Raw genomic sequence first — 19,784 nt, 5'->3', positions numbered from 1 at the left:
TTAAAATCCTTTCTTCTTATCTTGAATTTCTGCCAATATTTCAGTATAGGAATGATAGCGTTGCTCCTGAATACGCCCCTCTGCCACTAACTGCTTTACAGCACACTGAGGCTCTTTTAAATGTAGGCAAGTATTAAATTTACACTCATGCACAACGGCTGCAATTTCAGGAAAATAATACATCAGTTCATTTTTTTTCACATTCTCAAACTCAGTAAAGCTAAAACCTGGTGTATCTACTACAAATCCGCCACTAGAAAGAGGTAACAATTCAGCAAAGCGAGTCGTATGTTTACCACGTCCTATCTTTTCACTAACTTGACCAGTTACCAATGTAAGACCCTCTTCTACAGTATTTAAGATCGTAGATTTACCAGCCCCAGAGGGACCGGCAAATACGCTAATCTTCCCAGATAGCTGATTACGTAATTCTTCTATGCCAACACCCATCTTAGCAGATATCGTAATAACACAATATCCAATGCTACGATATAGTTCCAGAATTGGTTTTAATTCCTCACTATCTGCTAAATCAATTTTATTAATACAGATGACAATATCTAAATCTGACATTTCAGCCAATACTAAAAATCGGTCTATTAATATGGTATTGATATCTGGGCTTACTGCTGCAAAAGTGATGATCACTTGATCGATATTCGCAATCATCGGTCGTTGCAGCATACTACGACGCGGTAAAATCTTTTCAATGATTCCCTTGCCATTTTCTGTTATATTATACTCTACTTCATCCCCTACTAGAAGAGAAAAGCGCTCTTTCTTAAAACGTCCTCGCAAAGTACACATTGTTACTTTCGCATTGGTCTTCACATAATAAAAACTATTATATGTTTTCAATATCACCCCATGCTGCACTTTTTTGCCTCCTGTTATATTGTTTGCTCTTGCAACAATACACCATTTATATATACTTGTACTCTTACTTGTCCTACACCATCAACTGTTTTTTCAACCTTATCACCAGGCTTGTGTACATTTTCATAAACTACACGCCGTCCATTTGTATCTGTTATGACGATTTGTACAGCCTGCCGTATTGCTCCTTCAGGAACAGTGATCTGCACTACAGCCTTTTTGGTAGCACTAGTATTTCCCTTGGCAACCGTTAAGTCAACGGCTGCACCTTCTGTAATCTCAGCAGCAGGACTGGGGTTTTGTCCAATAATCGTCCCAGAAGGATATTTGTCACTCACTTCTTCTGTTACTTTACCAACCTTTAATTTTAAACTTTCAAATTGAGTATTTACAGTATTAATTGGCGTTCCACGGAAATCTGGCAAAGCAAATTTGCGCGGACCAGCCCCTTTACTTACAACAAGATCAATCGCTGTATTTTTATTAACCTGTGCAGGTGGCCGCGGCTGCTGATTAATAATAACATCAACAGGCGTATCAGCATTAAACTGCTCATCAATTCTCCCTACCACAAGTCCTGCATTTTTAATTTGCAGCTCTGCATCTCGCCGACTAAGTCCTCTAAGATCAGGAACTACAGTAATTTCGCCACCCTTACTAACGACAAGATTAATCATACGCTGCTCTTTTACAATATTTCCAGCATCTGGAGATTGGGAAATAACATGTCCGGCTGGTATTTTATCACTAAATGCTTCGGATACATTCACTCGCAAGTTTTGATCTACTAAAAGACTGCGGGCAACCTCAACTTGCTTACCAATAACATTAGGCACAGTAACTTCATTGTTGCTCCAGAACTTACCAAATGCGAAAAAGGCACCTATCATAAAACCAAATAGCAGTAATAATACCAGTCCCCATACTACTCGTTTGGAATGATTTTTTTTCTGCAAATGATTATTATCCACTTCTAGCGCAGTCCCCGAATTGGCTTGAGATATAATGGGCTCATCTAAACGCGGCAATATCTGTGTGGGAAAATCTCCTCTTGATAAGCGTCGCGTATGATCATCTCTGAAATAATTCTGTACGGACTTTAAGTCCGTAATCATTTCACCAATATCATTATAACGATTAGATACATCTTTAGCCATTGCCTTTAATACAATAGCTTCTAACAATGGCGGTACCTCTGGTTTTAATTCTCGTATAGGACGAGGTTCTTCTTGTAAGTGCTTCAATGCAATACTAATCGGTGTCTCACCATTAAAAGGCACTGTACCTGTCAGCATTTCGTAAAGAACTACCCCTAAAGAATAAATATCAGACTTTGCTCCAACTGCAGTTCCTTTCGCTTGTTCTGGCGAAAAATAATGCACCGATCCAATAATCGTCGCGGTATGATGCATCGTCACAGAACTTACAGCTCTTGCAATACCAAAGTCTGTAACTTTAATACGTCCTGCACGAGTCATAAGAATATTATGAGGCTTTATATCACAATGCACTAAATTATTTTGATGAGCGTGTTCTAATGCTTCTGCAATATCTGCAGCAATTCTCACGGCCATTTCAATCGGCAGTGGCTCTCGCAAAATACGTTCCTTAAGAGTTTCACCTGAAATATATTCCATAACAATATAATGTATTTCATCATCTTTGCCAACATCATACATATTCACAATATTATGATGGGATAGTCGGGCAGCAGCCTGCGCTTCGCGACGAAAACGAGTAACAAATTCTTCATCATTAGCAAATTGCGAGCGTAGCACTTTTACAGCTACAGAGCGATCCAATAGTTTATCATGAGCACGATAAACATCAGCCATACCGCCGCCGCCAATATGTTCCAAAATAGTATATCTTTTATCAAGAGTTCGATCAATCATGGTGAACTATCACCTCCTTATTGTAATGCCGCCTTAAATACTTGACGAGCCATCGGCGCTGCAATGCTTCCCCCAAATCCAGCGTTCTCAACAATTACCGCAATTGCAACTTGGGGATTATCTGCTGGTGCAAAACCAATAAACCAAGCATGAGAATCGCCTTGGGAATTCTCTGCTGTACCAGTCTTACCTGCTACTAATACTCCTGGCAAAGAGGCCGCTGTACCTGTACCATTGCGAACTACCTTCACCATCATCTTACTAATTTCATCAGCCAATTGAGGAGTTGTGGGAGTAAGCCATTCTTCAGGTGCAAACGTTTTTATAAGACTTCCATCTAAGCCTGTTATTTTGTCAACAAGATAAGGTCTCATAATTTTCCCCTCATTTGCGAAACTGCTTGCTAACATAGCCATCCGCAAAGGAGTAACTAATAAACTTCCTTGTCCAATACCTGTTTGCACTAGATCTCCATCTCCTAAAGAAGAAAAATCAGGCAAATGAGAAGCAACTTCTTGCAATTCTTGACCAACAGAACGCTTAAATCCAAATCGCTCAAAGGTATTTTTCATTTTTTTATACCCTAATTTTAAAGATAATGTACCAAAAAATACATTGGACGAAACAGCTAATGCTTCTTCTAAATTAATATTCCCATAAGCTTCCAAATGGCTTTCTTGTAAAATATAGTCTGGTGGAATCTTTAAAGCCGCTTCACAATATATTTTTTCTTTTAAATCGATTACCTTTTCCCTGCGTGCTGCCTCTGCAATCATAACCTTAAGCGTAGACCCTGGAGGATATAATCCCTGGGTTACTCGGTTTAATAAAGGACTGTTTTTATCAGTAGAAATACGCTTCCATTGCTGATCAATTTCATTGGGGTCAAAGCTTGGTTTGCTTACCATCGCTAATATAGCTCCTGTATTAGGATTGATCGCCACAATTGCACCTTTATGATTACCAAGTGCTTTATAGGCTGTTTCCTGCACAGTAGCATCCAATGTTAACACCACATTATTACCAGACCTGTTCGTAAATAAATGGCTTACAGCACCTAAATGAGCAATGGAGGTATTATTTCCTGTTAAGTCACTATTGAAAGTACTCTCAACACCACTCCGGCCATAGGTAATACTATCATAGCCCACTACCTGAGCAGCAATTGATCCATAAGGATATTCCCGTTTAAAACTATCTCCTACTTTTTTACTATATGCTAGCTTTTCACCACTCTTATCGAGTATCATACCCTGGGGAATCATACGAGAAGCTTCAAGAGTACGGCGATTTAAGGGATGCGCTATTAAGAAATCACTTTGAACTACTTGAATATAAGTTAAATAGAAAAGTAAAACAACCAATAAACTTAATAGTCCAAAAGCAACCTTACGAATATTCTTAGCCAAATCATTCATGTCATTTCGCATCGTAGCCTCTCACTTCCGATATGGAAAATAACATACCGAGTAAAATAAAATTAGAAACAATGGAACTCCCGCCATAGCTAATGAAAGGTAAAGTAATACCTGTTAGAGGGAAAAATTTAATGACACCAGCAATAATTAAAAAAGTCTGCAATGCCATGGAAACTGCTAGTCCAGCAGCAACCATCATACTAAAGGGCATTAAAGACAACAAAGATGTTCGAAAGGCACGGTAAATCATAAGGATATAAAGCAAGATGACAGCTCCCGCACCGATAAGCCCCATTTCTTCTCCAATCGCTGCAAAAATAAAGTCTGTATGAACCTCAGGAATCATCGTAGGAAATCCATAAGTGAGACCACTTCCCATGATTCCTCCCGATCCTAAAGCAAACAAAGATTGAACAATTTGATAAGCCCCGCCCGAGGGATCACTCCAAGGATTAAGCCAAATATCAACTCGCAGTTGAATATGAGAATATAAATTATAACAGATTACAGAACCAACTAGAAATGAGATCATGCCAATTATCACATAACTGGATCTGCCGCTAACCATATATGTCATGATAATGGCAAGACCAAAATATAATAAAGCGGCACCCATATCCCGCTGCAAAACAAACATTAACATTCCAAGACCCCACACCGCAATAAGAGGTGCAATAAATCTTGGATGGGGCAATACAAAGGGACCATAATGCTTCGTAGCAAGAGTAAGTAATTCCCGCCTTTCACTCAAATAGGCTGCTAAAAACAATACAATAAAGATCTTTGCAAACTCAGAAGGCTGAAACCGAATAGGTCCCATGATGATCCAATTCTTATTCCCGCCAATGTCTACTCCAAATAGTATCGCTGATAATAATAATCCAACACCAATAAAACCACAGATATATTTAAAGTAAGCTATTTGTTCTAACCGCTTAGCAAGAATTGCTGAGATTAGAAAAGCACTTAAACCCACACCTACCCACATCACTTGCAGCATGAAAAGCTCTGGTTTAAGTCTCAAAATGATAATTAGCCCTATTCCAACTAATAAAGATGCCAAAGGTAAAAACAAAGGATCACCAGTATGTCCAACTTTGCATAATACTATATTGGCAGCCATAAATCCGGCAAAGATGAAAGCGACTGCCCCTAGGGTCTGGTAATTTAGAACACCATGAGCTAAGTTAACTGCTAAAATGCCATTTAACATAATTATACCTGCAACTACAAGCAAGTTACGCTCCAGTTGTCGTGTGTTAATCATGCCTATCTGTCCTCATTTTTTAACAAGATCACAGTAATATTATCAAACCCACCAGCATCTTTAGCCTGATTTACTAATTGTTCTACAATAGAAGAAATTTCAAAATCTTTTCTCTGCATTAGAGTACAGATATTCTGCTCACTGACCATATTTGTTAGCCCATCTGTACACATTAATACAATATCACCTGGCTTCCATTGTACAAAACCAGTATCAACTGTAATAAGGCAACTAGTACCAACTGCACGAGTCAACAAATTCCTTTTAGGATGAACGTAGGCCTCATCTCTAGTTATATTACCACTTTGGACCAATTCCCAAACTAAGGAATGATCACTTGTTAGTTGATTAAGTTTTCCATTACGCAATAGATACATACGACTATCACCAACATGACCCCAGTATATTGTATCTCCATCTATATAAGAAGCTGTGACAGTAGTACCCATACCACTGAACTCTTCTTTAGACAGTGCCATTTGATATATTGAGGTATTCGCCTGTATTATCGCGTCTTTTAACAATATTTCAAGATTATCCTTCCCCACATGCTCTTGAATATAACCATTAACTGTACTTATTGCAAGCTTACTTGCAATTTCTCCAGCCACATGACCTCCCATGCCATCCGCCACAATAAATAAATGCGGCGGATCACAGATATAGCTATCTTCATTTGTTTCTCTAACCAACCCAATATCAGAAATTACATGTGCTAGCAATACCCCTCACCCCTTAAAGCTAAATGTTACCGCTCCAATTTTAATTAAATCACCATTTTTCAATAAAGTCGCCTCCACTATAGGCTGACCATTTAAATACGTTTTATTGGTACTGTTCAAGTCTGTCAGCAAATATCCCTGCTGTCCTTTATTAATACTGGCATGTTCATGAGATACAAATGAATCATCAATGATAATTCCATTTTGTTCATTACGTCCAAGGTATGTAATATCATCTAAAGAAAAACTATTCTGGGATAATTTGATGTGTCCGCTATCAACAACAAGCAGATTAGCCCGCTTATGAAAATTAGATTGATTACCTTCATTTCCTATAGATAATTTTTTTTGTCCTGATCGGTCTAAATCAGTATATATAATTTTTATGACTTTGCTTAAAAAATAATAGATTAATCCTAGCAAACTATATTGTAATACTATTCCAATATAGTTGAAAAAAGCCTCCTTATTGGGCATTTAATTCACCTCATATAAAATAACAGTATTACCTATTTTTATATGATCACCATTTTCTAATTCTTTACGCATAATCCGATGATCATTAACATATGTGCCATTAAGGCTTTTAGCATCATATAAGATGTGATTTTTATCCTCTACGATCACATAAGCCTGTAAACGGGATGTATTTAAATCCGTAAGTGGTAATTCATTACTGGCCCGTCGACCAATATTCACTCGATTGTTCTTTACATCAACTTTTACTCCTATATCAGGTCCTTCCAAAACTTTTAATGTCCCTAATAAACATGGCTCCTTACCCATCATATTACATTCTACTTTATCAAACACACGAGTATCCGACTCAAGATGACATCCAGGATCCTCACTTTCCAACTTATTTTCTTCTGGCAGTGGTTCACTAAAGAAACTAACCACGCGAAAATTACCTTTTGTAATCCCTATATCCTCATTAAATTCGATGACAGGTGTACCGATAATCGTATATTGCCTTTGCTCTGCCTGACCTGCTATGTAAAGGGATAACTCTTTGCAAATCGTCTGGCTATAAGAAACGATTCGTCTGTAATCTGCATTATTTAAATAAACGATGTATAAATTAGGAACATAGGTTTTAGAAATACCCACTGTTTTTTCATCATCCATTGTCCTAACTAATTGCTTACCAATTTCAATAGGCTGTAACCCACTGGAAAATTTATTGTTAAAAAAGCCTTCAATATATTTTTCAAACATATTTTCTAAACTTCTTACAAACTTCATGTCATTACCTCACCAATAATTTAATCTATTTTATTATACGTTATATTATCAGCATAGTCAAAATAAGGTAATATTATCCCATTTTATTTAAATAGAGTAACATAAAAAAGACCTGGCTTGTACCAAGTCCTTATTTGGCAGCTATAGACCTCAACTATTTTCCTTAGAACAAAATTATATGCTAATTTTGCTTATAAGAAAGTCAAGATACTATTTATTTTTGCTTAGCTTTTAATTTTCATTTAAAACTTTATTTCGAAGCTGCCCACAGGCAGCACGTATATCTGTTCCCATTTCACGACGAACTGTAACGTTAATTCTTCTTTCAAGAAGAATCTTCTCAAAGTGTTGAATTGTTTTGCTGTCAGGTCGTAATAATCCACGCTCAATTACTGGATTAACGGGAATCAAATTGACATTGGCCAGACGTCCCCTCATCAAAATCGCCAACTCTTTAGCATGTTCTATCTTATCATTCAGATCTGCAATTAATATATACTCGTATGTCACTCGCCTGCCTGTTTGTTCGGCATAAAAATCGCCTGCAGCCATGACCTCCGGTAGGGAATAGCGATTATTAATTGGCATTAACAAAGAACGTAATTCGTTATTCGATGCATGCAGAGAAATAGACAGCGTCAACGGCAATCCCTCTGCTGCTAATCTGTTTATTTCTGGCACTAAACCAGATGTAGATAATGTTATGCCTCGATAACTTAAGTGAAGGCTATATTCGGCATGGCATAATTTAATGAATTTTAAAACATTGTCATAATTGGCCAAGGGTTCTCCTGATCCCATAATAACAATGGTATTCACAGTGCTCCCTTCCTGCTGCAATACTTTATTAATATATAAAACTTGCGCCAACATTTCGCCACCAGTTAAATTCCTTGAAACACCATTTAAAGTGGATGCACAAAATACACATCCCATGGCGCATCCAACCTGAGTTGATATACACACACTATTACCATAGAACTGGCGCATTAAAACAGTTTCTACTGCCATGCCATCATGAAACTCCAACAAATATTTACTAGTCTTACCGTCTGAAGATTGTTCAACAGCTCGCGCCGTTACAGAATGAATCACAAAGTACTCCGTTAATAATGTCCTATGTTTCTTGGATATATTCGTCATATCTTTAAAATCATAAACCCCATCCTGATACATCCATTTTGCAATTTGCACAGCACTGTATTTAGGCAAACCATAGGGCTGGATGGCCGCTGCAATCTCCTCTATAAACATTCCAAAAATATTAATATTCATTTTTGTTCACCTATTTCACTCGCACTAAACGAGAAATGAAAAATCCATCTACATGATCAATATGTGGCCATAACTGCACCATCTCAGCCTTATTTTCTGTAACTGGAAACATTTCCCCGGCATGCTGCAAGGCAAAATCCGGATTTCCCTTCAAAAAATTGTTAACAACATCTTGGTTTTCTTCCGGCTCAGTTGTACAAGTACTATATACTAAGGTGCCACCCAATTTTACGCATTCCGCAGCACTTTTTAAAATAGCCATTTGTAATATCGGTAATTCCTTAAACATATCCTCGGTCTTTCTCCAGCGAGAATCAGCTTTTCGCCGTAAGACTCCTAATCCAGAACAAGGTGCATCCACTAATACTTTATCCGCTTGTCTTGCATAGTTATCGCCTAAGGTTGTCGCATCCAGACTCTGCACATCAATAATTGTCAGACCTAATCGCTGAGCGTTCTCCTGGGTTAGAGCTAATTTATGTTCATAAATATCCGTTGACAAAACCCGCCCCTTATTTTCCATTAACGTTGCGATATGGGTACTTTTACCTCCAGGTGCGCCACAAGCATCAATAATAAACTCGTCTGGCTTAGGAGCCAGAACGTGAGCAACTAACATAGAGCTTTCATCTTGTATTTGAAATAATCCATCACGTAACGATTTTAATGTACTAAGCGCTGGATAACTATGACATACAATTCCTTCTGGAGTCCATACCGATGCTTCCGCACTTACACCTTCTAGATTTAAAATATCTAACAGTTCTTCTCTGGTATTCTTCAACGTATTGGTACGTAATGAAAGAGCTGGAGTCACATTATTAATCTGGCACAACTCTTCAGCAGCATCAGCACCTAAACGTTTCACCCATCGAGCCACCATCCATTGGGGATGAAAATATTTTAAGGCTAAAAATTTGACAATATTCTTTTCTCTGTCGGGATAAATTACTTTTTCAGGTCCCCGACCAGCGTTTCTTAACACCGCATTTACAAATTTCACAGTACCAGTATGTCCATATTTTTTTGTTAATTCTACTGCTTGATTGCAAGCTGCGGATACAGGAACTTTGGACAAGAAGAAGATCTGATACATTCCCATACGCAAAATATTCAAAATAACTGGCGCAACTTTATTTAACGACCTAGTTACATAGTGACCAATAATCCAATCCAAGGTTTCACCGGCCTTAATCGTACCATATACTAATTCTGTAATAAATCGACGGTCTTGATCAGAAATCTTGTGACGATTGAGCTCTCTCACTAAGGCTATGTTTGCATAAGCATGATTACTTGTCACATCATTGATAATTTTAAGAGCAATTTCACGTGCATCCATTTGTTCACCTTTACTACCTTTATTTTTTAAGAATAAAATCTTGTACCGCTTTCTCAACTCGTTTAATATCAATTCGCGTATTACAACATGGTCCATTTGGCCTTTCATTCAAAACACCAATAACGGGAATCGGAAACACATCTTGAATACCACTTGTCAAATCTCGTTCACAAGCAATGGCTAGAATGGCATGGGGACGCAAGGTTTTTACCACCTTACGAGCTAATGTCCCTCCATTAGAAATTGCTACATGTACCCCAAAATTTTCTGAAATCGTTAGTAAATCTCCTACCTGACAAGCACCACATTTTCGACAATTACTAATATCGTGAGTCACTTTATACTGACACATCTCTTGTTGTATACAATGTGGTGTAAGAATTAAGAGTTTCTCAGGTGCAACTTTAATTCTTTTTTGCTGTATTAAGTAATTACTAACTTCAATAAAGGAACGTTCGACTCTTTCCTTTTCCACATCAAAGATTTTACCAATTCGAATGGCAAGGGGAAATAATAAATTAATAGCAGACCAAGCAGGTCCTTGGAATAAAGCTAGAGTAGAAAAACCTAAAATGGCTAGAATGATTCCACCAACTCCAATTCCAATAGCCAAGATAAATAATGCCAAGAAAACGCCAAGAATAATCGGCAAGTGAGTGCTGATATTTGCTAATCCTGGGAAGCTTACCATCCACAATCCATAAGTAGAAAGAGTAGCCACTAACAAACTAGCTAATATAAGTGCCAAAAACAAGCGTTTCTTGGGACGAGCCATCACCTCTATCATGAAAATTCACCTTCTATTCTAAGATATCGCCAACACTTAACCCATAACCACATATAAAATCAATTGCCCTCATACGACGCTTACTGGCAGGCTGAACTTCTAAAATTTCCAGCAAGCCCTGCCTTGTTTCTACTACAAAACCTTCTGCAGTAATCTTAGCGATTCTCCCTGACTGAGTTACTATATCATCTGTTGGATAAATCCTAGTTTGCCAGATTTTTAAGTTTTTCTCTTGATAGAAACAATAAGCGCCAGGCCAGGGATTAAGACCTCTAACCAAATTATGAATGGCAGCTGCCGATTCTTGCCAATTGATACGTTCTAATTCCCTTGTCAACATAGAAGCATAGGTAGCCTCTTCATTATTTTGTGCAATACGTGGAGCTTTCTTATCCACAATTAATTTCATCGTCTCACTAAGCACCTTGGCACCAATATTTTTTAACTTATCATGGATATCACCAGTAGTATCCATTTCAGAAATGGATACCTTCTCCTTTAATATCATGTCCCCTGTATCCATGCCAATATCCATAAACATTGTGGTGACACCAGTTACTTTATCACCTTTAATAATTGACCAATGGATGGGTGCAGCTCCCCGATATAAAGGTAATAAAGATGCGTGCACATTTATACAACCCAAAGGAGGTAAATCTAATAGCGTTTTGGGCAATAACTGTCCAAAAGCAACAACAATAATAATATCAGGTTTTAAAGAGAACAATACATCTTGAAATGCAGGATCTTTTACTTTATTAGGTTGCAATACAGGTAATTTATAAGAAATTGCAGCCTGCTTTACTGGGGACTCTGCCAGTTTTTGTCCTCGCCCTTTAGGTCGATCAGGCTGAGTTACCACTGCAACAACATTATATTCTTCTTTAACTAATGCATCTAAACAAGGAACAGCAAAATCTGGCGTCCCCATAAATACGACTCTTAATTTTGACATATCAATTACCCCTTATGAATGGTTTTTGCTTTTTCAATAAATAATATGCCATCCAAATGATCAATTTCATGCTGCAGGGCTCTAGCTAACAAACCAGTCCCTGTAATAGTTATATTTTTACCAAAACGATTTAATCCTGTAACGGTAACTTCAGAAAACCTCTCAACTTCACCAAAAACCCCAGGGACACTTAAACATCCTTCATTACCTAATTCACAGCCTTCACTTTTTATAATAATTGGATTTATTAATTCGATCAGCTCGTCATCCACATCCAAAACAATAACCCTAAGAGATACGCCAACCTGCGGAGCTGCTAATCCAACTCCATCAGCATTATACATAGTTTGAGCCATATCATCAATAAGTTTCCTTATTTTTCTATCAACGCGAGCTACAGGCTCAGCTATTTCTTTTAATACTTTGTCACCAGCTTTTCTAATTTCCATACAGTTATAATACCCTCCTACCTTGGATAAATCCTGCACAAATTTTATCATAGAACTATACAAAAATCCACGCCTATACTAAACAAATTATTCTACATGATACTAACAGGTTCCACATCAATCATAACATCTGGACGTATGGTTAATCCCGTAGATGTTATGTGAGTCCTCATACTAGTGAGATCCTTTGCTTTTATAATAATGTTCATACGAAATATATCATTGACTTTAGCAATCGGAGCGGGAAACGGCCCTATTATTTCTACAGTCTTACTTTCCGCCATTAAACTTCGCAATTCTTTGATTATTTGATCAGCCTGGCTGCGAGCCATACTTTCTTCTTTAGCCTGAACAGTTAATTTTATGATTTGTCCATAAGGTGGATAACAAAGCGCTTTACGATACACAATCTCAGCTTCATAAAAACTTTGATAATCCTGATTAGCTCCTGCCTGTACTGCATAGTGTTCAGGATTATACGTCTGTACTACGACTTTTCCTGCTTTATCACCGCGACCTGCACGACCTGCTGCCTGAGTTAGCAACGCATATACACGCTCCGCTGCTCTAAAATCCGGTAAATTTAAGATACTATCAGCTGCTATTATGCCAACGGCCGTCACGTTTTTCACGTCATGCCCTTTAGCCACCATCTGTGTCCCCAGTAAAAGATCATATTCTCCTTTAGCAAATGCCTCTAAAATACGATCATAGGCCATTCTTCCACCTGTTGTATCCTGATCCATTCGCACTACACGAATATGGGGAAACAATGTTACTATTTCCTCTTGTAGCTTTTGTGTGCCGGTTCCAAAAAACCGAATATAGCGGCTATTACATTCAGGGCAAATATCCGGAACCGTTTCAATACACTGACAATAGTGACACTTCAGCTTCTTCCCTACAGAATGATACACAAGAGAAATATCGCAATGCTTACAACGTACAATATGTCCACATTCCCGACACATGACGAAGGTAGCATAACCACGACGATTCAGTAAAATAATAGCTTGTTCTCCACGACTTATAGTCTCTTGCAGCAGTTCTTGTAAGGGAAGTGATATGATACTTCGTCTCTTCTTACGCAATTCTTCCCGCATATCAACGATAGTGACTGCAGGCAAATTTGCATTAGCAATGCGCTTTGACATAAGCAACAAGGTATGTTGACTCATTTGAGTCTGAAAATAAGTCTCAATTGCTGGCGTAGCGCTGCCCATAATGACCACCGCTCCAGACAAAGTCGCTCTTGTAATAGCGACTTGTCTTGTATGATAACGAGGTGTTTCTTCTTGTTTGTACGTAAATTCATGTTCTTCATCCATAATAATAATACCGAGATCTGGCAAGGGCGCAAAAATGGCAGAACGTGCACCAATTACAATACCAGCTTGCTTGCCTCGAAGTCGCTGCCAAGCATCATAACGTTCGCCAGTAGACAATTTACTATGCATTACAACAACATCATCACCAAATCTAGCTTTAAATCTTGAGACAATTTGGCTAGTAAGAGCAATCTCAGGAACAAGAACAATGGCTTGGCGATTCTTTTGACGCGCAGCCGCTACCGCTTCAATATACACCTGTGTCTTTCCACTGCCAGTAATACCATGCAGTAAAAACGATTGAAACTCCTTTGCTTCCATCTTTGGCATAATTTTTTCTAATGCTTGCTGCTGCTCTACTGTTAATGATATATTATTCCTTACTTTACATATATCCGCATAACTATCACGTACCACTTGAACTTTTTCAAGTTTTATAAGACCGTCCTGTACTAATTTTTTTACAGTGTCATGGCTGGTATTACTCTTTTTCAATTCATCAGATGCCAATTGCCCGTGATCTATCAAGTATTGCAGCAAACGGCATTGTGCTGGCTTTTTTGCCAACTTGTTAATTTGCTCTCGAGTTGCTTCGGCATCCATTAGTAAACTCATTACCGTTTTATAACGGTGTGTACCCATTTTTTTGGCAATTGATTCAGCGACTATGATCTTATTCCTCACTAAGTATCTTATCGCTTTTAAAACGCTTGGGCCAAATTTCTTTTCCAGCTTAACGGAAAGAATAGGGCTGTGCATCTCTATATATGACAGTACTTGGCTATATTCTGGATATTTAGCAGATAAGGCAACTAGTGTTGTTTCTGTGTCCACTTCCATCTCGATAGAATAAGCAACAACACTTTTCACACCCGATTTTCCTGGAATAAATAAACGCATGGCATCTACTAAATTACAAAGATAATATTCACTAATCCATCTAGCTGTATGCATCATATGCTCATCAAACCATTTGTCATTATCTAGTATATCGATAATTGACTTTAACTCAATACTATTCGAGTCTTCCTCTATTATAATATCAATAATAAAACCTTCTAATTTACGATTACCAAAAGGTACTAAAACACGCCATCCTACATCAACATAATCCAAATGTTCAGGAATGCTATAAGAAAAAGCTTTATTAATATTTTTAGTTGTAATGTTTATTAAAACTTGAGCAATACGTTGCATATTTACCACCATTCGCTATTAAATAGTCTTTTAAAGGTATTCCTTTTAGAGGATTCAGCTTGCCTATTTATATCTTAACACGATTTTGTAGCATATAACTGATTTTTACCTTCATAATTATCATAAAATTAAAAAGAGGGAAGCTCATTGTTCCCTCTTTTTTGGCTATAGCATATACAATTCCCATGAAATTCAGAAAAATCCTGCTAAAACAGCTAACGTCCCAATTATAGATTAGCCTCTTTACGAAGCGTTTCTGCTTTATCGGTCCTTTCCCATGGTAAATCCACATCCGTACGACCAAAATGCCCATAAGCCGCTGTTTGGCGGTAGATAGGACGACGTAAATCTAACGCTTTAATAATACCAGCCGGACGCAAATCGAAATGCTTTTTAATAAGCTCAGCAATTACATCTTCATCCACCTTAGCAGTCCCAAAAGTTTCTACCATAATCGATACTGGATGAGCCATACCAATAGCATAGGCTAGCTGAATTTCACATTTATCTGCCAATCCCGCTGCAACAACATTCTTAGCTACGTAACGTGCAGCATAAGCTGCAGAGCGGTCAACTTTGGTACAATCTTTACCAGAGAAAGCACCACCACCATGACGAGCCATTCCGCCATAGGTATCAACAATTATTTTTCGACCAGTCAAACCAGCATCACCTTGTGGTCCACCGATTACAAAACGACCTGTCGGATTGATATAGTATTTGGTTTTTTCATCTAATAATTCTGCTGGAACAATAGGAGCAATTACTTTCTCAATCAGATCTTTTTCAATGGTTGCCAGTTCAACTTCAGGGCCATGCTGAGTCGATATAACAATGGTATCAACGCGAAGGGGTTTACCGTCTTCGTATTCTACTGTAACTTGAGTTTTACCATCAGGACGCAGATAACTTACTTCCTCATTTTTGCGCACCTCTGCTAAACGACGAGCCAATTTATGAGCTAGAGCGATTGTTAATGGCATGTATTCAGGAGTTTCATTGGTAGCATAACCAAACATCATTCCTTGGTCACCAGCCCCAATGGATTCAATTTCGTCCATTTGACCTCGTTTGGCCTCTAAAGACTTATCAACGCCTAAAGCAATATCAGCTGATTGTTCTCCAATGGAAACCAGCACACCGCATGTATCTCCATCAAAACCATATTTTGCACGTGTATAACCAATTTCTTTCACCGTGTCACGTACAATTTTTGGGATATCCACATAACAACTTGTAGTGATTTCACCAACTACATGTACTTGCCCTGTCGTAATAAGAGTTTCACAAGCTACACGTCCCATTGGATCTTTTGCCATGATTGCATCTAATACACTATCTGAAATTTGATCTGCTATTTTATCTGGATGGCCTTCAGTAACTGATTCTGATGTAAATAAAACTCTCTTTTTTTTCACAAATCATACCCCCATTTCTTAATAAACAATAAAAAACACCCATAGGGAGGGTGTTACACTCTCCCATCTTGCGGATTATTCCGCAGGAATTGGCACCGTTTTGGATTCCAAATGGTTGCCGCGGTTTCATTGGGCCAATCCCTCCACCAACTCTTGATGAGCATATCATATAAAATTGTATCAAATTAAATACTAATGTAAAATAATAAAAAAATCAACCTATTTTCGACATTCTGCGAGAATTTTATCCAAAATAATATTTGCCATGTGTTCTTTGGACATTTTGGATAACTCTTCAATCCGCCCATCACGGTATAACACTTTCGCTATATTGTGATCTGCATTAAACCCAACGCCTGGAACAGATACATCATTAGCAATAATCATATCCAGATTTTTTTTTGCTAGTTTCTCTTGAGCATGGAGAACCAACTGCTGAGTTTCCGCAGCAAAGCCAATTAGCATCTGCTTTTTTTTCAACTGACCAAGTTCTAATAATATATCAGGGTTTCTTTCTAACACAAGCTGTAATGTATCGCCAGTCTTCTTAATTTTGTGTTCTGCAGTACTTTGTGGACGATAATCGGCTACAGCAGCAGCTTTGATTACAATGTCACTCTCATTATAATGCGCCAATACAGCAGTCCTCATATCTGATGCGGCTTCTACATATTCGACTTTAATTCCGCAGGCAACTTTTAAATTGGTAGGTCCTGATATTAACGTAACAGTTGCTCCTCTTGCAGCAGCAGCACTTGCTAAAGCATATCCCATCTTCCCGCTAGAGCGATTGCCAATATATCTTACAGGATCAATCGCTTCTTTCGTACCACCAGCCGTAACCAAGACTTTTTTACCTGCAAAATCATTTTGGGCAATTATCAACTGATGGACTTTTTCTAAAATCACTTTAGAATCAGGCAAGCGTCCTATTCCCTCTACACCACATGCTAACATCCCGCTCTCTGGTATCATAAAATGATATCCTAACTCTGTTAAACTACTGATATTTTTTTGAACGATCGGATTTAAATACATATTGGTATTCATAGCTGGAACAAATAAAACCGGGGCCGTTGTTGCCATTACCGTAGTTGTTAACATATCATCGGCAATACCATTTGCTATTTTACCAATCATATTGCCTGTGGCGGGCGCTAATAGGAATAAATCTGCTCTACTTGCTAAGGCAATGTGCTCAACATTCCAATTGGTAGTTTCAGCCCACATATCAACAACAACTGGCTGTCCACTTATTTCACGAAAAGTCAACGGCGTAACAAAGTTAGCCGCTGACTGAGTCATGATAACATATATATTTGCACCTTGCTTTTTTAATTGACTTACAAGGTCTACTATTTTATAAGCAGCGATACCGCCAGCAACACCAACTACAATATTTTTTCCTTTCAACATGGAAACCTCCTATTTTATACCACTTTTGGTCCGTTCATAGGAAATTTTATCTTGCGCAACTTCTTCTAAAGCAATCGTCACCTGTTTATTGGATTTACTCTCAACTAAAGCAGTTGCCCCATCCATAATCTCACGAGCCCGTTTTGCCGCAAGTACTACTAAAGTGTATTTACTATCAACTTTAGTAACTAATACATCTAATGATGGATATATCATAGTAGTCCCCCTAATTTTTATTTATTTAATATTCGTTAAAATTTCTTTTACTATATTACAATTTCGTACTACTTGACACTTTTCGGCTGTAATAATTGCAGCCACTTTATTCGTTGCCACTTGTACCTTATCATTGACTACTACATAATTATAATTATGTACATATGACAATTCATTATTAGCACAACTTAACCTATTTTTGATTACATCTAAGCTATCTGTCCCTCGTTTATGTATGCGATTAGCCAATTCATCTAAAGATGGCGGTGCTATATAGACAAATACACCTTGCGGAAATTTCCTTTTAATCTGCGTAGCTCCCTGTGCATCAATTTCTAAGACAACATCCTTGCCATCATTTAGTATTTTTTTTACTTGACGACAGGGTGTTCCATAAAAGTTCCCATAAACCTCAGCCCACTCTAAGAGTTCATCATCTTGAATCATATTCTGAAACTCGTCATGAGATACAAACCAATAGTTAACTCCATGTTCCTCTCCAACACGGGCTTTGCGTGTAGTAGCCGATATAGAATAATGTAACCCAGGATAAGTACGCAGCAATTCTTGACAAATTGTCCCCTTACCTGCTCCCGATGGACCAGATAACACAAGTAAAATTCCTTCTTTTGCCACAGCTGCTACTCCTTTCATTTTCTGCTATTCTGCAGTGTCTTCACTCGTTTCTTTACTGGCAAGACGATGCGCTACCGTTTCTGGTTGCACAGCGGATAAAATAACATGATCACTATCGGTTATGATCACGGCTCGAGTACGGCGTCCATAAGTTGCATCAATCAACATTCCCCGATCACGAGCCTCTTGGATAATCCTTTTAATCGGCGCAGATTCAGGACTCACAATCGAAATAATTCGATTAGCAGACACAATGTTACCAAACCCAATATTAATAAGTTTAATTTCCACAAAAAATCCCCCTTACGTTTGTATCCCAGTTTATCTTTATATTACTCTATGTTTTGAATTTGCTCTCTGACCTTCTCTATTTCACTTTTAATTTCGACTACGATATTTGCAACATTAAAATCATTGGCTTTAGAGGCAATTGTATTGGTTTCACGGTTAATTTCCTGCACAATAAAATCTAATTTCCTGCCGACTGCATCATCGGCGTTCAATGCAGTCCGAAATTGAGTTAAATGACTTTTTAAACGCACTAACTCTTCAGTAATACTGGTGCGATCCGCAAATATAGCCGTTTCTTGTAGTAACCGCCCAGCATCAGGTTCTTCACCGATCGTAGCCAGCAATTCTCGCATGCGACCTAGTATTTTCTCTTTATATTCAACCAAAACCTGAGGTGCACGTTTCTCTACTGCAGTAATATATGATTCAATATCCGCAATGCGTAAGACTAAGTCCTGCTGAATGTTTCGCCCTTCCGCTAAGCGCATGCTCATGAGATTAGCAAGTGCCATCTTAACTGCCTGGGTTAGCTTCGGCCACAAGATTAAAACGTCTTCCGTTACTTCTTCAACCTTAATCACATCCGGGAATTTAGCAATCTGCTGAATATTATCATTTACTGATATAGAAAATAAATCCCCTAAATCTTTTAAAGCCTTATTATATGCTATTGCTAACTCTTTGTCAATTCGCACAGCCTTTTTCTTTTGCCCATATTCATCCATCGTTATAAAAACATCAATCCGGCCTCTTACTAACAGGTTTGACACACTACGCCGGATTTTATCTTCAAGTGGCCCCAGATTTTTCGGCATCCGGATAACAATTTCATTGTAACGATGATTTACTGCTTTAATTTCTACAATAAGTCGATGCTCATTATCCTGAAATTCTCCACGACCAAAACCAGTCATACTTTTAATCACGTAAAATAGCTCCTCTCTTTACGGATTTTATTATTAACGATAAAATCACAATTATCCAATTCTTTTATAAATACTTCTCCATGCTTCTCTTAAATCCCTTTTTCATTGAATATCTATCATGTAAA

19 protein-coding genes and 1 riboswitch are annotated in these 19,784 nt (G+C 38.0%); all 19 genes read right to left on the bottom strand.

Translation table 11 applies throughout. The annotated features are described in order from the left end of the window. The 19 genes from rsgA to JBW_RS10305 all read right to left on the bottom strand — a co-directional run bounded on the left by rsgA (position 1) and on the right by JBW_RS10305 (position 19,659). Positions 1-876: a ribosome small subunit-dependent GTPase A gene (gene rsgA, locus JBW_RS10395; RefSeq protein ID WP_007953022.1), complete on the bottom strand. Its 876-nt coding sequence runs from the start codon at positions 874-876 to the stop codon at positions 1-3. Positions 877-890: 14 nt separating this feature from the next. After that, a complete protein-coding gene (pknB, locus tag JBW_RS10390; protein ID WP_007953023.1) occupies positions 891-2,771 on the bottom strand; it encodes a Stk1 family PASTA domain-containing Ser/Thr kinase in 1,881 nt (626 codons plus the stop codon). Positions 2,772-2,788: 17 nt separating this feature from the next. After that, positions 2,789-4,201 (bottom strand): peptidoglycan D,D-transpeptidase FtsI family protein, encoded by a 1,413-nt coding sequence (locus JBW_RS10385; RefSeq protein ID WP_007953025.1) that lies wholly within the window; start codon positions 4,199-4,201, stop codon positions 2,789-2,791. Continuing rightward, positions 4,191-5,456 (bottom strand): FtsW/RodA/SpoVE family cell cycle protein, encoded by a 1,266-nt coding sequence (locus tag JBW_RS10380; protein ID WP_007953028.1) that lies wholly within the window; start codon positions 5,454-5,456, stop codon positions 4,191-4,193. The genes JBW_RS10385 and JBW_RS10380 overlap by 11 nt, the downstream gene beginning before the upstream one ends. 2 nt (positions 5,457-5,458) lie before the next feature. Beyond that, positions 5,459-6,178: a Stp1/IreP family PP2C-type Ser/Thr phosphatase gene (locus JBW_RS10375; RefSeq protein WP_007953030.1), complete on the bottom strand. Its 720-nt coding sequence runs from the start codon at positions 6,176-6,178 to the stop codon at positions 5,459-5,461. 6 nt (positions 6,179-6,184) lie between these two features. Continuing rightward, positions 6,185-6,655 (bottom strand): FHA domain-containing protein, encoded by a 471-nt coding sequence (locus JBW_RS10370; protein ID WP_007953032.1) that lies wholly within the window; start codon positions 6,653-6,655, stop codon positions 6,185-6,187. Further along, positions 6,656-7,423 (bottom strand): FhaA domain-containing protein, encoded by a 768-nt coding sequence (locus tag JBW_RS10365; RefSeq protein ID WP_007953034.1) that lies wholly within the window; start codon positions 7,421-7,423, stop codon positions 6,656-6,658. A gap of 231 nt (positions 7,424-7,654) precedes the next feature. After that, positions 7,655-8,698, bottom strand: a complete 1,044-nt coding sequence (gene rlmN, locus JBW_RS10360; protein WP_007953036.1) for a 23S rRNA (adenine(2503)-C(2))-methyltransferase RlmN — start codon at positions 8,696-8,698, stop codon at positions 7,655-7,657. A 10-nt stretch (positions 8,699-8,708) separates the two neighbouring features. Then, positions 8,709-10,040: a 16S rRNA (cytosine(967)-C(5))-methyltransferase RsmB gene (gene rsmB / locus JBW_RS10355; RefSeq protein ID WP_007953038.1), complete on the bottom strand. Its 1,332-nt coding sequence runs from the start codon at positions 10,038-10,040 to the stop codon at positions 8,709-8,711. Positions 10,041-10,059: 19 nt separating this feature from the next. After that, positions 10,060-10,827: a DUF116 domain-containing protein gene (locus JBW_RS10350; protein ID WP_007953039.1), complete on the bottom strand. Its 768-nt coding sequence runs from the start codon at positions 10,825-10,827 to the stop codon at positions 10,060-10,062. A gap of 13 nt (positions 10,828-10,840) precedes the next feature. Then, positions 10,841-11,782 (bottom strand): methionyl-tRNA formyltransferase, encoded by a 942-nt coding sequence (gene fmt, locus JBW_RS10345; protein ID WP_007953040.1) that lies wholly within the window; start codon positions 11,780-11,782, stop codon positions 10,841-10,843. A 5-nt stretch (positions 11,783-11,787) separates the two neighbouring features. Beyond that, entirely contained in the window at positions 11,788-12,282 is a 495-nt protein-coding gene (gene def / locus JBW_RS10340) for a peptide deformylase (RefSeq protein ID WP_036680144.1), read from the bottom strand. A 41-nt stretch (positions 12,283-12,323) separates the two neighbouring features. Next, the gene (gene priA / locus JBW_RS10335; RefSeq protein ID WP_007953042.1) at positions 12,324-14,756 is read right to left on the bottom strand and encodes a primosomal protein N'; all 2,433 of its coding nucleotides are present in this window, start codon (positions 14,754-14,756) and stop codon (positions 12,324-12,326) included. Between the two features lie 227 nt (positions 14,757-14,983). After that, complete coding sequence (metK, locus tag JBW_RS10330) at positions 14,984-16,174, bottom strand: methionine adenosyltransferase (protein WP_007934666.1); 1,191 nt, start codon at positions 16,172-16,174, stop codon at positions 14,984-14,986. Positions 16,175-16,234: 60 nt separating this feature from the next. After that, positions 16,235-16,337: riboswitch (SAM riboswitch) on the bottom strand. Positions 16,338-16,393: 56 nt separating this feature from the next. Continuing rightward, the gene (gene coaBC, locus JBW_RS10325; protein WP_007953045.1) at positions 16,394-17,590 is read right to left on the bottom strand and encodes a bifunctional phosphopantothenoylcysteine decarboxylase/phosphopantothenate--cysteine ligase CoaBC; all 1,197 of its coding nucleotides are present in this window, start codon (positions 17,588-17,590) and stop codon (positions 16,394-16,396) included. A 9-nt stretch (positions 17,591-17,599) separates the two neighbouring features. Continuing rightward, positions 17,600-17,806 carry a DNA-directed RNA polymerase subunit omega gene (gene rpoZ / locus JBW_RS10320; RefSeq protein ID WP_007953048.1) on the bottom strand — a complete coding sequence of 69 codons (207 nt, stop codon included), beginning with the start codon at positions 17,804-17,806 and terminating at the stop codon, positions 17,600-17,602. A gap of 21 nt (positions 17,807-17,827) precedes the next feature. Continuing rightward, positions 17,828-18,442 (bottom strand): guanylate kinase, encoded by a 615-nt coding sequence (gmk, locus tag JBW_RS10315; protein WP_007953049.1) that lies wholly within the window; start codon positions 18,440-18,442, stop codon positions 17,828-17,830. Positions 18,443-18,466: 24 nt separating this feature from the next. Beyond that, positions 18,467-18,733 (bottom strand): extracellular matrix/biofilm regulator RemA, encoded by a 267-nt coding sequence (gene remA / locus JBW_RS10310; RefSeq protein WP_007934670.1) that lies wholly within the window; start codon positions 18,731-18,733, stop codon positions 18,467-18,469. 41 nt (positions 18,734-18,774) lie between these two features. Continuing rightward, positions 18,775-19,659, bottom strand: coding sequence for a YicC/YloC family endoribonuclease (locus tag JBW_RS10305; RefSeq protein ID WP_007953050.1), 885 nt, complete (start codon positions 19,657-19,659; stop codon positions 18,775-18,777). Positions 19,660-19,784: the final 125 nt, after the last annotated feature.

The sequence above is a fragment of the Pelosinus fermentans JBW45 genome, from assembly GCF_000271665.2.
GTDB lineage: Bacteria > Bacillota > Negativicutes > DSM-13327 > DSM-13327 > Pelosinus > Pelosinus baikalensis.
The sequence above is the reverse complement of the archived record's forward strand: the minus strand, read 5'-3'. Positions and strand labels throughout refer to the sequence as shown.

Bases quoted from the DNA above. Each gene is read 5' to 3' on its own strand.
- pknB (WP_007953023.1), bottom strand. From the start codon at position 2,771: ATGATTGATCGAACTCTTGATAAAAGATATACTATTTTGGAACATATT.
- JBW_RS10385 (WP_007953025.1), bottom strand. From the start codon at position 4,201: ATGCGAAATGACATGAATGATTTGGCTAAGAATATTCGTAAGGTTGCT.
- JBW_RS10380 (WP_007953028.1), bottom strand. From the start codon at position 5,456: ATGATTAACACACGACAACTGGAGCGTAACTTGCTTGTAGTTGCAGGT.
- JBW_RS10370 (WP_007953032.1), bottom strand. From the start codon at position 6,655: ATGCCCAATAAGGAGGCTTTTTTCAACTATATTGGAATAGTATTACAA.
- JBW_RS10365 (WP_007953034.1), bottom strand. From the start codon at position 7,423: ATGAAGTTTGTAAGAAGTTTAGAAAATATGTTTGAAAAATATATTGAA.
- rlmN (WP_007953036.1), bottom strand. From the start codon at position 8,698: ATGAATATTAATATTTTTGGAATGTTTATAGAGGAGATTGCAGCGGCC.
- rsmB (WP_007953038.1), bottom strand. From the start codon at position 10,040: ATGGATGCACGTGAAATTGCTCTTAAAATTATCAATGATGTGACAAGT.
- JBW_RS10350 (WP_007953039.1), bottom strand. From the start codon at position 10,827: ATGATAGAGGTGATGGCTCGTCCCAAGAAACGCTTGTTTTTGGCACTT.
- fmt (WP_007953040.1), bottom strand. From the start codon at position 11,782: ATGTCAAAATTAAGAGTCGTATTTATGGGGACGCCAGATTTTGCTGTT.
- def (WP_036680144.1), bottom strand. From the start codon at position 12,282: ATGATAAAATTTGTGCAGGATTTATCCAAGGTAGGAGGGTATTATAAC.
- priA (WP_007953042.1), bottom strand. From the start codon at position 14,756: ATGCAACGTATTGCTCAAGTTTTAATAAACATTACAACTAAAAATATT.
- coaBC (WP_007953045.1), bottom strand. From the start codon at position 17,590: ATGTTGAAAGGAAAAAATATTGTAGTTGGTGTTGCTGGCGGTATCGCT.
- rpoZ (WP_007953048.1), bottom strand. From the start codon at position 17,806: ATGATATATCCATCATTAGATGTATTAGTTACTAAAGTTGATAGTAAA.